The sequence below is a fragment of the Sphingomonas sp. F9_3S_D5_B_2 genome (genome assembly GCF_054263715.1).
Genome location: NZ_JBSZFB010000001.1, coordinates 703,227 through 718,321 on the forward strand (window position 1 = coordinate 703,227; position 15,095 = coordinate 718,321).

A 15,095-nucleotide genomic window follows, 5' to 3' on the forward strand; every position below is an offset into this window, starting at 1 on the left:
CGGCCGATTAGCAGCGATTGTGCAGCTGCCGGTTGTCTGCCAGCTTCGAGGCAGGGGAGGGCCGGATGGACAAAGCCGTGACGTTGGACAAGCCAAGGCAATCGCTTGCCGGCCTGTGGAATATCTCGTTCGGCTTCTTCGGTATCCAGATTGGCTTCGCGCTTCAGAACGCGAACATGAGCCGGATCTTCCAGTCGCTTGGCTCAAGCGTCGATGATCTCCCGGCGCTGTGGATCGCAGCGCCGCTGACCGGTCTCCTTGTGCAGCCCATCGTTGGGCATTTGTCCGACCGAACTTGGTTGGGCCGGCTGGGCCGGCGGCGTCCTTACTTCCTTGCTGGAGCGCTACTCGCGACATTGTCGCTGCTGCTAATGCCGCTGTCGGGACAGCTGCTGATGGCTGCACTGCTGCTATGGACCTTGGACGCCAGCCTCAACATCTCGATGGAGCCGTTCCGCGCCTTCGTCGGCGACATGTTGCGCAAGGATCAACACGCGTCGGGATATGCGGTGCAGACGGCCTTCATCGGCGCGGGCGCGGTGGTTGGCTCGGAATTCCCGAGGCTGCTCGATGCGCTCGGCGTGTCAAACGTGGCGGGCCCGGGAGGAATTCCCGATACGGTCCGCCTGAGCTTCTGGGTCGGCGGAGCAGCGCTGTTCCTCGCCGTGTTGTGGACCGTGCTGACGACCCACGAACATTCACCGGACGAACTTGCGCGCTTCGGAGACCCGGCCGATCATCCGGTCAGCGATGAAGTGATCGCGTTGCTCGGCAAAAGACGGCTGGGCTCAAGCTTCGCCTGGATCGGTGCCGGACTGATCGTGGTCGCGGGCGTGCTCGCGTTGGATCTCGAGAAAGAGATGTACCTGCTCGGCGCGTTGCTCATCGCCTACGGGGTAGCCAGCGTGATTGCGATCCGACTTGCCCGGGCCGGCAACCGCACGAACATGCTCGCGCACATTGTCGGCGACTTCGCGGGAATGCCGCGCGTGATGAAGCGCCTGGCGCTGGTCCAGTTCTTCAGCTGGTCGGCCCTGTTCATCATGTGGATCTTCACGACGCCGGTCGTCGCCCAGCGTTTCTACGGGACGAGCGATGCCGCCAGCCCGACGTTCCAGGATGCAGCAAACCGCGTCGGAGAGCTTTTCGCGATCTACAACGGTGTGGCGGCGATCGCGGCGCTGACGCTGCTGCCCTGGCTCTCGTCGCGCATCGGCAAAGCGCGCACGCACATCGTCTGCCTGCTCTGCGGCGCTGCGGCCTTTGCGAGCTTCTTCGTGATCCGTGATCCCGCGTGGCTGAAACTGTCGGAAGTCGGGATCGGCATCGCCTGGGCGTCCATATTGGCGATGCCGTATGCGATCCTCGCGTCCGCGCTGCCGCAGCGGAAGCTCGGCATCTACATGGGCCTGTTCAACGTCTTCGTTGTCCTGCCGCAGCTGCTGGTGGCGACGGTCATGGGAACGATCATGAAGGCCCTGTTTCCGGACCAGCCGATCTGGACGATGCTTGCGGCTGCGCTCGTGCTCGCGGCCGCGGCATTGGCGATGCTCCGGGTGGCGCGGATGGAGGAAGGGGTCACGGCAACCGGCTAAAGCAAACGCCCGGATCGTTTCCGATCCGGGCGCCCTGCGTGACGATTGCTCGTCAGCCCCCTTGGATATGACCGCCGCCAGCTTCCCCAGACGCCGGCTGCAATCCCCGAACCCTGACCCAAGGGTCTGTTGTTCGGAGTTGCGGACGCTATGCGGCCTTCGCAGGGCTGTCACTGTCGAACAGCGGCAGCGGAGTCTTTTGTCACACGGCTGTGTCGGCGCCGCCACAGCCGCCGCTACGGTTGCAAGCGCTGGGTCGCCACCGTAGAGCGCGACGCCATGCGCTGGTCCCGAGCTTTTCTCCCGGTCCTCAAGGAATCGCCGTCCGACGCGCAGATCGTCAGCCACAAGCTAATGCTCCGGGCCGGCCTGGTCCGGCAGACCGCAGCCGGCATCTACGCCTGGCTGCCGCTTGGCTTCCGGGTGCTCAAGAAGATCGAGCAGATCGTCCGCGAGGAGCAGGACCGCGCCGGAGCGCAGGAGCTCTTGATGCCGACCCTTCAGTCGGCCGACCTGTGGCGCGAGAGCGGCCGCTATGAAGCTTACGGGCCGGAGATGCTTCGTATCCGCGATCGTCATGACCGTGAGATGCTCTACGGCCCGACCAACGAGGAGATGATCACAGTCCTCTTCCGAGACGAGGTAAAGAGCTACCGCGACCTTCCCCGCACGCTGTACCATATTCAGTGGAAATTCCGCGACGAGGTGCGCCCGCGCTTCGGGGTCATGCGCGGCCGCGAGTTCCTGATGAAGGACGCGTACAGCTTTGACCTCGACGAGGCCGGAGCACGGCAGAGCTACTACACCCAGATGCTCGCGTACCTGCGGACGTTTCAGCGGCTCGGCATCCGCGCGGTGCCGATGAAGGCGGCATCAGGACCCATCGGCGGCGATCTCAGCCACGAGTTCATCGTGCTTGCGCCCACCGGCGAGAGCGAGGTGTTCTACGACGCCGCCTACGAGGAGTTCGACTGGCAGCAGGCTGACCTGCGCTACGGTGACGAAGCCGGGCTGCAGGGACTGTTCGATCGCGTTAACTCGACCTACGCCGCAACCGACGAGACCCACGACGAAGCGCGCTGGAGCGAAGTCGCCGCGGACCGCCGACGGACCGGGCGCGGGATCGAGGTCGGGCACATCTTCTACTTCGGCGACAAATATTCGGCTTCCATGGGCATGAAGGTTTCCGGCCGCGACGGCGCGATGGTCACGCCGATGATGGGGAGTTACGGCGTCGGCGTTTCGCGTCTCGTTGGCGCGATCATCGAGGCAAGCCATGATGATGCCGGCATTGTCTGGCCGGAATCGATTGCGCCGTGGAAAGTCGGGATCGTGACCATGCGCGCCGACGACCAGCCAACCATCGCGGCTGCCGATGATCTGTACGCCAAGCTCAAGGACGCCGGGATCGATGTGATCTACGACGACCGTGACGAGCGTGGTGGGGTCAAGCTCGGCTCGATGGACCTGATCGGCGTGCCATGGCAGCTCATCGTCGGTCCGCGGGGCATCGCCGGCGGGACAGTCGAGCTCAAGAACCGGCGCACGGGTGAGCGCGAGGACCTCAGCATAGAGTCAGCGCTGGCGAGGCTCACCGGGTGATCCTGAACCGCTACGAGCGCATGGTCGCTCGACGTTACCTGCTGCCGGGCAAGGGCGAGGGGTTCATCTTCCTAGTCGCCAGCATCAGCCTCATTGCCGTTGCGCTCGGGGTCGCAGCACTGATCATCGTCATGAGCGTCATGAACGGCTTTCGCGCCGAGCTGTTCGACAAGATCGTCGGGCTGAACGGCCACGCGGTGGTGCAAGGCTTCGAGGGCCGTTTGAACAACTGGCAGGAGATCGTGGACGCCGCCCGCAAGACTCCTGGAGTGACATCGGCACTGCCGCTCATCGAGCAGCCGCTGATGGCTTCCGGCAATGGCCGCGTCGAAGGCGTCCTCGTTCGGGGAATGCGCGTAGAGGATTTGCTCGCGAACAAGACCATCGCCGACAACGTGCAAGCGGGCGATCTCAAGTCCATCGTACCTGGCAGCGGCAAGGTAGCGATCGGATCCCGGCTTGCCGAACAGCTCGGCGCCTATCCGGGTGCGGAAATCAGCCTGATCAGTCCCGACGGCCGCTCGACCGTGGTCGGCACGGTACCAAGGATCGTGACTTACACAGTCGGCGCCATCTTCGAGGTCGGCATCTACGACTACGACAAGCAGATGGTCGTCATGCCCATCCAGGAGGCGCAATCGCTACTGATGCTCGGCGACGCGGTCGGCGACATCAAGATTCAGACCGACAATCCGGATCGCGTGCAGGAGATCCTCGCGCCGCTTGCACCGAAGGTGCGCGGGCAGGGCGCAATTGTCGACTGGCGGCAGATGAACTCGGCCTTGTTCGAAGCACTAGAGGTGGAGCGGGTTGCGATGTTCGTCGTGCTCTCGCTCATCGTCCTAGTGGCCGTCTTCAACATCCTGTCGTCGTTGATCATGCTGGTGCGGGCAAAGACGCGCGACATCGCCATCCTCCGCACGATGGGCGCGAGCCGCGGAAGCATGATGAAGGTGTTCGTGACGGTGGGCGTGACGATCGGCTCATTGGGCATCGTCCTTGGCATCATCCTGGGCGCGATCTTTCTGTTCTTCCGGCAGGGCGTCGTGAATGCGATCCAGACGATCACTGGGCAGAACCTGTGGGATCCCTCGGTGCGCTTCCTTACGGACCTGCCGTCGAAGAGCGATCCGTTCGAAGTCACCGCAATCATCTTGATCGCATTGATCCTGTCGTTCCTCGCCACGCTCTACCCCGCCTACAAGGCCGCGAGCACCGACCCGGTGCAGGTGCTGCGCTATGAGTGACCCCGTCCTCGAGACGCGCGGCCTGACGCGCAGCTTCACGCAGGCGGACGTCACCATCCATGTCCTCCGCGGCGTCGATCTCGGCGTACAACCGGGGGAGATCGTCGCGCTGCTGGGCCCGTCCGGATCGGGCAAGTCGACGCTGCTGCAGGCCGTCGGTCTTCTGGAAGGCGGATTCGAGGGCTCGATCCGCCTTGGCGGGGAGGAAGCCGCAGGCCTCGACGACGAGGGCCGCACACGCGTCCGACGCGAGATGCTCGGCTTCGTCTATCAGTTCCACCACCTGCTTCCCGAGTTCAACGCCCGCGAGAACGTGATTCTTCCGCAGCTGGTCCGCGGAGCCGAGACCACGGCCGCCGCGGAGCGGGCCAATGGCCTGCTGTCGGCGCTGGGTCTTGGCAATCGCCTCGATCATCGTCCGTCGAAGCTGTCGGGCGGCGAGCAGCAGCGGGTGGCCGTCGCTCGAGCCCTGGCGAACAAGCCGCCGCTCGTTCTCGCCGACGAGCCGACGGGCAACCTCGACGAGGCAACCGCGGACATCGTCTTCGCGGAATTCCTGAACCTCGTTCGTGGCGAAGGCAGCGCCGCGCTCGTCGCCACCCACAACGAGCGGATCGCCGCGAAGATGGACCGCGTCGTTCGCTTGCACGAAGGAAGGTTGCAATGATGGAGCCGGCGCGGGACCCGAACGTTCAGCGCCCGATGCGCCGGCTCAATCCAACCATGATCGGTTTGCTCGGCGTGCTCGCCTTGCTGGTAATCGTCGCGGTTTTCGCGAGTACGCGGAACGGGAACCAGGACAAGCTCGGCGACAATCTGGTGGCCGGGACCACCTCTGCAGACCCGGAGAAGCGCTGTGCGGCACAGCCCACCTACGACCTCATCAAGCGCGAGCTGTTCCGCCGGGCAGCACAACTTCGCGGCAGCGACCAGGCTGCCTACGATCGGCTCTCCGCCTACGCCGTGCTGCGGATGGAAAACCCCGTCATGGAGAGCCAGGACAAGGGGACAGGCGCAATCAATTGCTCGGGATCGCTGTCGCTCGATCTGCCGCCCGGCGTTGCCGTCGTCGGCGGTCGCCATACGCTGATGTCGGACGTCGACTACACGATCCAGCGCGCGGCGGACGACAGCGGCGATGTCATCCTCCTTCGCAATGCGGATGCGATCATTACTCCGCTCGCCACTCTTTCGCGGAGCGGGCAAGCGCAGGCTCCGGCTGGCGATCAGGCGCCGACAGCGGGAACAGCACCGGCGCAAGACGAGAGCTCCGCGCCGCCGCCTCCGGCGGCACCGGCTCCTGCAGCCCCGCCGCCGCCGGCACAGGACGCTGCGGATCGCCCCGCAACGGCGCGACCGAGTTTTAATTGTGCAAACGCGCATACGTCCGGGGAAAAGGCCGTGTGCTCTGATGCCGGGCTCGCTGCGCTCGACCGCAACATGGCGGCGCAGTTCGGTCGCGCCATGAACCAGGCGGGTTCCGAAGAGCGGCGGCTCCTCGAGCAGACTCGTACGCGCTTCCTTCGCTACCGCGACCGCTGCCCGACCCGCGCGTGCATCGGCGACACTTATACAGGGCGCATGCGCGAGATCCGCGACATCATGGAAGGCAATTGGCAGGGCGGCCGCTGAGGCGCTCGATAGGTGGGGATAACGTGCCCCGCCGTGCTTGTCCTGACGACCTTCTGCGCCACATAATCGGGGCGTGACTCAGCCCTACGTTCCACTGCGCGTCCTCTCCTCCTTCACGATGCTCGAAGGCGCGATGGAGCCGAAGACGATCGCCGAACGCGCGGCGAAGCTCGGCTTCCCGGCAATCGCCCTGACCGATCGTAATGGCCTCTACGGGGCGATGCCGTTCAGCGACGCCTGCATCGCGAAGGGCGTGCAGCCGATCGTTGGCGCATCCCTCGCCGTCGCACGCCCGCCGGAGATCGGTGGCGAGGCCGCAATCGACTGGCTGGTTCTGCTGGCGCAGGATGAGACGGGCTACGCCAACCTGTGCAAGCTGGTTTCATCGGCGCATCTCGAGCGACCGGTCGAGCAGGAACCGCATGTCGCCTTTGCAGCGCTCGACGGCCTGAGTGGCGGCCTGATCGCGCTGACCGCCGGCTCCGAAGGGGCGCTCGCCCGACTGCTTGCCGACGGCCAGGCGCACAAGGCGGGTGCGTACCTCGAACGGTTGCAGCGGCTCTTCCCCGCGCGGCTCTACGTCGAGATCGCCCGTCGTAGCGACCCGGTGGAAGATGCTGCGGAAGAGGCGCTGATCGATCTCGCTTACAGTCGCGACCTGCCGATCGTCGCGACCAATCCCGCGGCATATCTCGATCCCAGCTTTCACGCCGCGCACGACGCGATGCTGTGCATTGCCGGGTCGGCCTATGTCGAAAGCGGGGACCGGGCGACGTCATCGCCCGACTCATGGCTCAAGGACGGCTCCGCACTTGCGGCATTGTTCGACGATTTGCCCGAAGCGCTTGCCAATACGGCCGTCATTGCGCGCCGTTGCGCGGTCGCAGCACCCAAACGCAAGCCGATCCTGCCGCGGCTTGGCGACAACGAGGACGAGCAACTCTGCGCCGATGCTCTCGCCGGCCTCCGGGCGCGGCTTCAGGGCCGCAGCGCCGAGGAGCTTCAGCGTTATACGGAGCGGCTCGACTTCGAGCTCGACGTTATCACCCGCATGGGCTTCGCAGGATATTTCCTGATCGTCGCCGACTTCATCAAATGGGCGAAGGCGAACGACATTCCGGTCGGCCCGGGCCGCGGCTCAGGTGCCGGATCAGTAGTCGCCTGGGCGCTGACCATCACCGACCTCGACCCGCTCGCGCTTGGCTTGCTGTTCGAGCGCTTCCTCAACCCCGAGCGCGTGTCGATGCCGGACTTCGACATCGATTTCTGCGAAACCCACCGCGACAAGGTCATTTCCTACGTCCAGCGCAAGTACGGCCGCGACAAGGTGGCCCAGATCATCACTTTCGGGCGCCTGAAGGCGCGCGCCGTGCTCAAGGACACCGGCCGGGTCCTGCAGATGAGCTACGGGCAGGTCGACCGGCTCGCCAAGCTGATCCCCAACCACCCGACCGACCCCTGGACGCTGGAGCGTTCATTGAATGGCGTCGCGGAGTTCAAGGCCGAGTATGACAGCGATCGCGGCGTCAAGCGCCTGATCGATCTGGCGATGAAGCTGGAGGGCCTGCCGCGCCATGCCTCGACCCACGCCGCGGGCGTCGTCATCGGCGACCGACCGCTCGACGAGCTGGTCCCGCTCTACCGCGATCCGCGCTCCGATATGCCCGTCACCCAATTCGACATGAAATATGTCGAGGCGGCGGGCCTGGTGAAGTTCGACTTTCTCGGCCTCAAGACGCTTTCCGTGCTCAAGGAAGGCCAGCGCCTGCTTGCCGAACAAGGTGTCGAGGTCGACTTCGGTGCGCTCGCCTGGGACGACCCTGCCGTCTACGAACTGCTCCAGCGCGGTGACACGATCGGCGTGTTCCAGGTGGAATCCGAGGGCATGCGGCGCACGCTCTCCGCGGTGAAGCCGACCCAGTTCGAAGACATCATCGCGCTCAACGCGCTCTATCGGCCCGGTCCGATGGACAACATCCCGATGTTCGGCCGCCGCAAGAACGGCCAGGAAACCATCGAGTACCCGCACCCGCTGCTGGAAGGCATCCTGAAGGAGACCTACGGGATCTTCGTCTACCAGGAACAGGTGATGCAGGCCGCGCAGATCCTCGCCGGCTACTCGCTTGGAAGCGCCGACCTGCTTCGCCGCGCGATGGGCAAGAAGATCCAGGCGGAAATGGACGCCCAGCGCGCAACCTTCGTCGAGGGGTGCGCCGAGCACAATGGCATTGCGGCGGCCAAGGCCAACGAACTGTTCGACTTGATCGACAAATTCGCCGGCTATGGCTTCAACAAGAGCCACGCAGCCGCCTACGCACTGCTGACGTACCAGACGGCCTGGCTGAAAGTTCACCACCGCGCTGAGTTCTACGCAGCGTCCATGAGCTTCGACGTCGCACTTACCGACAAGCTGGCGATGTTCGTGGAGGACATGCGCCGCGGCGGCGTCACCTGCCTGGCGCCAGACATCAACGCCAGCCACGCGCACTTCACCGTCGAGCCGGCCGAGGAAGGGAACAGCGTCCGCTATGCACTGGGGGCGCTCAAGGGCGTTGGCGAGAAGGCGATGGAAGCGCTGGTCGAGGAGCGCAGCCGGGGCGGGCCGTTCAAGTCGCTCGAAGATTTCTCCGAGCGGATCGACCCGCGTTTGCTGAACCGCCGTCAGCTTGAAAGCCTCGCGGGAGCCGGAGCGTTCGATACGATCAATCCCGATCGTGCAGCGGTGTTCGGCGCCGCGGAGACCATCCTTGCGCATGCAGCGAGCGCCCACGAGCAGCGGTCGACGGGGCAGGCTGGCCTGTTCGGCGGCAGCGGCGCCGAAGCCGCTCCGATCCGCCTTCCGCGCGACGCGTCCTGGACAGTCGCGCAGCGGATGGCTGGAGAGCGGGACGCATTCGGCTTTTACTTCTCGGCGCACCCGGTCGACGCACAGAAGCACCTCCTTGCAGCGCATCGCGTGCGCACGTTCGCGGAAATTGCCGAGATCCAGATCCCGGAAGGCGAACGCGCGACCGCAAGCATGGCGGGTCTCGTCGAAGACGCGCGCTGGCGCACGTCAGCACGGGGCCGCCGTTATCTGATGGCGACGCTCAGTGATCCCTCGGGCCAGTTCATTGCAACGGCGTTCGACGACGACGTCTGCGCAGCCTTGGAAGCGGCGGCCCGAAGCCAATCGTGCGGTCTGCTCACGGTCGAACTCGACCGCAGGGCAGGGGACGAGACGCCGCGAGTGACGATCAAGCACATTCAGGCACTAAGCGACCTGGCAAAGCGGACGCGTCTGCAGATGGCGGTGCGCCTGACTGGTCCGGGGCTTGTGGACGAGGTGACGCAACTGCTTTCTGCGTGCCGTGGCGGGAACGGGGTCGTCCGCTTCCACGTGCCGCTCGCAGCGGGCGGAGAAGCGATTGTCGTCGCCGGGCGAGACTTCGCTCTCGACGGGGAGCTCGCCCAGTCGATCATGCGGATTACCGGTGAGGACGCGGTGGAGCTCTCGGCTCAGGAGCCGCCGAGGCTCGCGCTCGTTGGATAAGTGTCCTCCCCCGCCTGAGCAGGGGAGGACGTAAGCTCAGGCCATCCAGAAGCCGTCGCGGTTCACCAGACTTGTGATCCGCGCGTTCTGCTCTTCGGTGAGGTCCTGCTTGAACCGCGGGAAGACTTCTTCCTCTTCCATGTGGGCGTGGCTGGATACCAGCTGGCGGAACTCGCGAACCTTCTCAAGCCAGCTCGGCGAATCCGCGCCCATCTCGTTCAGTTCGTAGATGAACGTCTTGATGTAGCCGTGCTCACCTTCGAGGTGGTCGGCGTCGACGGTCTCGTTCGCATCGCGGAGCGCCGGGTAGACCACCATCTCTTCCTGGTGCGCATGCTTGTCCAGCGCATGGGTGAGCTTCATCAGCAGCATCTTGCGCTTGAACGTCTGGGTGGAATCGGTCGCCAGCATCTTGTCGAAGATACCGAGCGCCAGGTCGTGTTCAGCGGCGAGGATCGCGTCCCAGTCGCCGACCGCGGCTTCCATGCCCTGCATGAGCGCCTTGCGGCCGTAATTGGCAGCGAAGCCGATTGCGACGCCGGCGAGTGCAGCGCCGAGCAGCGGCCCGGCGTTCTCACCCCACGAAAAGGCGCTGCGGTCGTTGCGGCTGCTCTGGCTGCTGCTGCTCGACCGGGTCGAACTGCTGCTCTTGTCAGCACTGCGAGCGCGGGTGCCCGAGCTTCCGTTTTCGCCATTGCTGCTGCGGTTCGAGCCGCGGCCTTGGGTACGCGTAGCCATTCATTATCTCCTTGGCTGAATTTGCCGCATCAACACTCAGGAGAGGGCCAGCGTTCCTGTTGCGAAACGCTCGCAGGGCTCGGTTTAGCGCGCATTTTACAATGCGTTGGTGTCGCCGCCTGGGGGCACCGCAGCCTCTGGCCCGGCCGTGTTTGCAGGTGCGGGTTCTTTCGCGATCAGCGGCTCGTCCGTCGCCGCTGGGAGGTCCTTGATGACGTCCGATACGGGCGGCTGCGGCTTGGCCGTTTCATATTCCGCTCCCGGCAGCGGCCGCGTCTTGGTCTTCACGCGTGGCGGCGCCTTCGCGGCCGGCGGAGTGCTGCCCTGGTAGACGCACGCGTCGAGGCCGTCCCGGCCGACCACGCCGATCCGCGCCGCGATCGTGTTGCCGTAACGGCGAGTGAAGCCCTTGGGAGCGACCGCTCCGCGCTCCTTCGGCAAGGGCAGCACGGCAGCAATGCGCGCCGCCTCCAGCGCCGTCATAGCGCTCGCGTCATGGCCATAATAGCGCTGCGAACCGGCGTTCACGCCGTAGGTGCCGATCCCCGTCTCGGCGAGGTTGAGGTAGACCTCCATGATCCGGCGCTTGCCCCATAGATGCTCGATCAGGAACGTGAACCACGCCTCCGCGCCTTTGCGGGCATAGCCGCCGCCCTGCCAGAGGAAGGCGTTTTTCGCCGTCTGCTGGCTGATTGTCGATCCGCCGCGGATACGGCCGCCCGAAGCGTTGCGCTTCATGGCGTCCTCGATCGCCTCGATGTCGAACCCGTTGTGGCTGCAGAACTTGCTGTCCTCCGCGGCGATCGATGCCCGCACCATATCGCGGTCGATCTGCCCGATCGGCATCCACTCCTTGTGCGCGCCGCGCCCGGCAAAGACGTCACCGAGCATGGTGAAAGTGATTGGCGGGTTCACGAACCGGTAGGCGAGCACCCACAGGATCGAGATCAGGAACAGAGCGACGAGCAGCTTCAGGATCCAGCCGACGATCCGCCCGAGGACGGAGCGCTCGCGCCGTCGCTTGTAACGTGGAATGGTGGATTTCTTCGGTCGGCGGGCCATCGCTGCTGCCTAGCCGCGCAGGAAGGCGCGTGCCAAGTCACAAGCCGCGCTGCTTGCCGCACTGCAGCACAGCATTTACATCGCAGTCATGACCTCGACCAACGACATCCGCCGCGGCTTCCTCGACTATTTCGAGACGAACGGGCACGCGCGGGTGCCGTCGGCCCCGCTCGTGCCGCAGAACGACCCGACGCTGATGTTCGTCAACGCGGGCATGGTGCCGTTCAAGAACGTCTTCACCGGTCTCGAGACCCGTCCCTATATGACCGCCAGCAGCTCCCAGAAGTGTGTCCGCGCCGGGGGCAAGCACAACGACCTCGACAATGTCGGCTACACCGCGCGGCACCACACCTTCTTCGAGATGCTCGGCAATTTTTCGTTCGGTGATTATTTCAAGGATCGGGCGATCGAGCTCGCCTGGAACCTGATCACCAGGGAATGGGGGATCAGCCCGGACAGGCTGACCGTCACCGTCTACCACACCGACGATGAAGCGTTCGACCTGTGGAAAAAGGTCGCCGGCCTGCCGGACAGCCGGATCATCCGCATCCCGACCAAGGACAATTTCTGGGCCATGGGTGACGATGGCCCCTGCGGTCCCTGTTCCGAGATCTTCTACGATCACGGCGACCACATCCCCGGCGGTCCTCCAGGCAGCCCCGACGAGGACGGCGACCGGTTCGTCGAGATCTGGAACCTGGTCTTCATGCAGTACGAGCAGGCGGCGGGAGAGATCGTCTCCGAGCTGCCGAAGAAGAGCATCGACACCGGCATGGGCCTGGAGCGGATCGCCGCTGTGCTGCAGGGCGTCCACGACAATTACGACACCGACACTTTCCGAGCGCTGATCGAAGCGAGCGAAGCGCTGACGCACACCACTGCGGCGGGTGACCGGCAGGCCAGCCACCGCGTCATCGCCGACCATTTGCGGGCAAGCGGCTTCCTGGTCGCGGACGGCGTGCTGCCGGCGAACGAGGGCAGGGGCTACGTCCTTCGCCGCATCATGCGCCGTGCCATGCGCCACGCCCACCTCCTCGGGGCGAAGGAGCCGCTGATGTACAGGCTCGTGCCGGCGCTGGTTGCCGAGATGGGCGCAGCATACCCCGAGCTCATCCGCGCGCAGCCGCTGATCGAAGCGACGCTGCAGCAGGAGGAGACCCGGTTCCGACAGACACTCGTGAACGGGCTGAGGCTGCTCGACGAGGCGACGACGCGCCTGGCGCAAGGCGGCACGCTGCCGGGAGAGACCGCGTTCAAGCTCTACGACACGTTCGGTTTCCCGTACGACCTTACCGAAGACGCATTGCGCGCGCGTGGGCTGGGCGTCGATCGCGACGGCTTCGACAGGGCGATGGCTGCGCAGAAGGCGGCGGCGCGAGCAGCCTGGAAGGGTTCGGGAGCCAAGGCGTCCGAAGAAATCTGGTTCGACCTCGTCGAGGAACATGGCGCGACCGAGTTCACCGGTTACGCCGGCGACGAAGCCGAAGGCGCGGTGCTTGCAATCGTCAAGGACGGCCAGCGGGCCGAGCGGGCGGAAATCGGCGATTCGGTCGACGTGCTGCTTAATCAGACGCCCTTTTACGGCGAGAGCGGCGGCCAGGTTGGCGACAGCGGAAAGCTCACCACGCTCAAGGGCTTCGTCGGTGAAGTTGCGGATACGACGAAACCGCTTGGCAAGCTCCACGTGCTGCGGACGAAGGTCACGGCGGGCGAACTGACGCTTGGCGAAACCGTCCATCAGCAGGTCGACAGCGCACGCCGGGACCGCATCCGCGCCAATCACAGCGCAACCCACCTGCTGCATGCATCCCTTCGCCGGCACCTGGGTACGCACGTCACCCAGAAGGGCAGCCTGGTCGCGCCCGACCATTTCCGCTTCGATTTTTCGCACCCGAAGGCGTTGACCCGCGAGGAGATCGACACCGTGGAGGCGGAGGTGAATGCGCAGATCCGTTCGAACGAGCCGGTCACCACACGGCTGATGACGCCCGACGAGGCGATCGCCGCCGGCGCAATGGCGCTGTTCGGCGAGAAGTACGGCGACGAAGTGCGTGTGCTGTCCATGGGACGGCTTACCGACGCCGACTATTCGGTCGAGCTGTGCGGGGGCACCCACGTCCGAGCACTCGGCGACATCCAGCTTCTGAAGATTGTCTCCGAAAGCGCAGTCTCGTCGGGCGTTCGCCGGATTGAGGCGCTGACCGGCGAGGAGGCGCGTAAATGGCTCAACGATCGCGAGGCGAAGCTCCGCGAGGCCGCGGCGACGATCAAGAGCGCGCCGGACGATGTCCCGGCGCGCATTGCTGCGCTTGTCGAGGACCGTCGGCGCCTGGAAAGGGAGCTTGCCGATGCCAGGAAGGCGCTGGCGATGGGCGGGGCCTCGACCAAGTCCGACGCTCCTGCTCTCGAAGATGTCGGCGGCTTCAAATTCCTTGGGCAAGTCGTGGAAGGACTTGATCCCAAGAGCTTGCGCTCCACCGTCGACTCGATGAAGCAACGGCTCGGTTCCGGAGTTGCTGCTCTGGTGGCGGTCAACGACGGCCGCGCCAGCGTTGCGGTCGGCGTCACCGATGACATCGCCGGCCAGCGCAGCGCGGTCGACCTCGTCAAGGCTGCGGTAGCGGCGCTCGGCGGGCAGGGCGGTGGCGGGCGGCCCGACATGGCCCAGGGCGGCGGGCCCGACGGTGCCAAGGCGAATGAGGCGCTCGACGCGGTCAGGGACGCTCTGCAGAAGGTTGCGGCCTGATCGATACTTCGTCGAGCGGACCGGTCACCCTGGACGGACGCTGCCACTGCGGCGCCGTGCAATTCAGCGTTACGCTAACGGAAGGAATGGCTTCGGCACGGCGCTGCACCTGTTCGATATGCCGGATGCGCGGCGCCGTTGCCGTGACGTCCACGCCGGCGGACTTCCAGCTCCGTCAAGGCGCCGACGAGCTCGCCACGTACCGCTTCAACACCCGCGTCGCCGAACACCATTTCTGCTCGATCTGCGGCATCTACACGCACCACAAGCGCCGCTCCAACCCGGACCAGCTTGGCGTCAACGTGGCATGCCTGGAGGGCGTATCGCCGTTCGACTTCCCGGAAGTGGTCGTGAACGATGGGGAAAGGCACTCGTCCGACGACCCGGAGCACCGAACGCGGATCGCAGGTATCCTGCGCTTTCAACCGGCGGGCGGGACCGACTGAGCTATTGCCGACTGGCATTGCACACCCAATCTGTTACGGGCGCCGCCCGAATTCTTGAGGAACCCGTCCAGTGATGCGGATGATGATGAAGTCGAAGATCCACCGCGCGACGGTGACGCAGGCGGACCTCCATTACGTAGGCTCGGTCACGATCGACGCCGACCTGCTCGACGCCGCCGACCTGCTGGAAGGCGAGCAGGTCGCGATCGTCGACATCACCAATGGCGCGCGCCTTGAGACTTACGTGATTCCGGCGCCGCGCGGCAGCGGGCTGATCGGCATCAACGGCGCCGCGGCGCACCTGGTGCACCCGGGCGACCTCGTCATCATCATGAGCTACGCCGTTCTCAACGAAGCCGAGGCTCGGAGACTGAACCCGCGCGTCGTGCACGTCGACGAGCACAACCGGGTCGTGAAGATCGGCAACGATCCTGCGGAGCCGGTGCCCGGCGCTGCCGACCAGAAACGGGCCATCGCCGCCGAGTAGCTAGAGCG

Annotated in this window: 10 protein-coding genes and 1 pseudogene; 9 read left to right on the forward strand and 2 right to left on the reverse strand. The window is 65.2% G+C overall.

Annotation, left to right across the window (positions count from 1 at the left end; genetic code table 11):
• The first annotated feature begins 65 nt into the window (after positions 1-65).
• The 6 genes from ACUXST_RS03320 (at position 66) to dnaE (ending at position 9,608) form a co-directional block, all read left to right on the forward strand.
• On the forward strand, positions 66-1,595 hold the full coding sequence (locus ACUXST_RS03320; protein ID WP_458388520.1) for an MFS transporter: 1,530 nt from the start codon (positions 66-68) through the stop codon (positions 1,593-1,595).
• A 279-nt stretch (positions 1,596-1,874) separates the two neighbouring features.
• Positions 1,875-3,197 carry a proline--tRNA ligase gene (gene proS / locus ACUXST_RS03325; RefSeq protein WP_458388521.1) on the forward strand — a complete coding sequence of 441 codons (1,323 nt, stop codon included), beginning with the start codon at positions 1,875-1,877 and terminating at the stop codon, positions 3,195-3,197.
• Complete coding sequence (locus ACUXST_RS03330) at positions 3,194-4,444, forward strand: lipoprotein-releasing ABC transporter permease subunit (protein ID WP_458388522.1); 1,251 nt, start codon at positions 3,194-3,196, stop codon at positions 4,442-4,444. The genes proS and ACUXST_RS03330 overlap by 4 nt, the downstream gene beginning before the upstream one ends.
• The gene (locus ACUXST_RS03335) at positions 4,437-5,111 is read left to right on the forward strand and encodes an ABC transporter ATP-binding protein (RefSeq protein ID WP_458388523.1); all 675 of its coding nucleotides are present in this window, start codon (positions 4,437-4,439) and stop codon (positions 5,109-5,111) included. Before ACUXST_RS03330 ends, ACUXST_RS03335 begins: the two co-directional genes overlap by 8 nt.
• On the forward strand, positions 5,108-6,076 hold the full coding sequence (locus ACUXST_RS03340; protein ID WP_458388524.1) for a lysozyme inhibitor LprI family protein: 969 nt from the start codon (positions 5,108-5,110) through the stop codon (positions 6,074-6,076). The genes ACUXST_RS03335 and ACUXST_RS03340 overlap by 4 nt, the downstream gene beginning before the upstream one ends.
• A 73-nt stretch (positions 6,077-6,149) precedes the next feature.
• Positions 6,150-9,608 (forward strand): DNA polymerase III subunit alpha, encoded by a 3,459-nt coding sequence (gene dnaE / locus ACUXST_RS03345; RefSeq protein ID WP_458388525.1) that lies wholly within the window; start codon positions 6,150-6,152, stop codon positions 9,606-9,608.
• A gap of 36 nt (positions 9,609-9,644) precedes the next feature.
• On the opposite strand, the gene ACUXST_RS03350 is transcribed toward dnaE, so the two are convergent.
• Both ACUXST_RS03350 and mtgA read right to left on the reverse strand, forming a co-directional pair.
• Positions 9,645-10,346, reverse strand: coding sequence for a hemerythrin domain-containing protein (locus ACUXST_RS03350; RefSeq protein WP_458388526.1), 702 nt, complete (start codon positions 10,344-10,346; stop codon positions 9,645-9,647).
• A gap of 330 nt (positions 10,347-10,676) precedes the next feature.
• A pseudogene (gene mtgA, locus ACUXST_RS03355) lies at positions 10,677-11,408 on the reverse strand (monofunctional biosynthetic peptidoglycan transglycosylase); the annotation flags it as partial.
• 88 nt (positions 11,409-11,496) lie between these two features.
• Here mtgA and alaS point away from each other — a divergent pair.
• The 3 genes from alaS (at position 11,497) to panD (ending at position 15,087) form a co-directional block, all read left to right on the forward strand.
• Positions 11,497-14,154, forward strand: a complete 2,658-nt coding sequence (alaS, locus tag ACUXST_RS03360; protein WP_458388527.1) for an alanine--tRNA ligase — start codon at positions 11,497-11,499, stop codon at positions 14,152-14,154.
• Between the two features lie 29 nt (positions 14,155-14,183).
• Positions 14,184-14,600: a GFA family protein gene (locus tag ACUXST_RS03365; protein ID WP_458389002.1), complete on the forward strand. Its 417-nt coding sequence runs from the start codon at positions 14,184-14,186 to the stop codon at positions 14,598-14,600.
• 73 nt (positions 14,601-14,673) lie between these two features.
• Positions 14,674-15,087, forward strand: coding sequence for an aspartate 1-decarboxylase (gene panD, locus ACUXST_RS03370; RefSeq protein ID WP_458388528.1), 414 nt, complete (start codon positions 14,674-14,676; stop codon positions 15,085-15,087).
• The last annotated feature ends 8 nt before the right edge of the window (positions 15,088-15,095 follow it).

Bases quoted from the DNA above. Each gene is read 5' to 3' on its own strand.
- ACUXST_RS03335 (WP_458388523.1), top strand. From the start codon at position 4,437: ATGAGTGACCCCGTCCTCGAGACGCGCGGCCTGACGCGCAGCTTCACG.
- panD (WP_458388528.1), top strand. From the start codon at position 14,674: ATGCGGATGATGATGAAGTCGAAGATCCACCGCGCGACGGTGACGCAG.
- ACUXST_RS03320 (WP_458388520.1), top strand. From the start codon at position 66: ATGGACAAAGCCGTGACGTTGGACAAGCCAAGGCAATCGCTTGCCGGC.
- proS (WP_458388521.1), top strand. From the start codon at position 1,875: ATGCGCTGGTCCCGAGCTTTTCTCCCGGTCCTCAAGGAATCGCCGTCC.
- ACUXST_RS03340 (WP_458388524.1), top strand. From the start codon at position 5,108: ATGATGGAGCCGGCGCGGGACCCGAACGTTCAGCGCCCGATGCGCCGG.
- alaS (WP_458388527.1), top strand. From the start codon at position 11,497: ATGACCTCGACCAACGACATCCGCCGCGGCTTCCTCGACTATTTCGAG.
- ACUXST_RS03350 (WP_458388526.1), bottom strand. From the start codon at position 10,346: ATGGCTACGCGTACCCAAGGCCGCGGCTCGAACCGCAGCAGCAATGGC.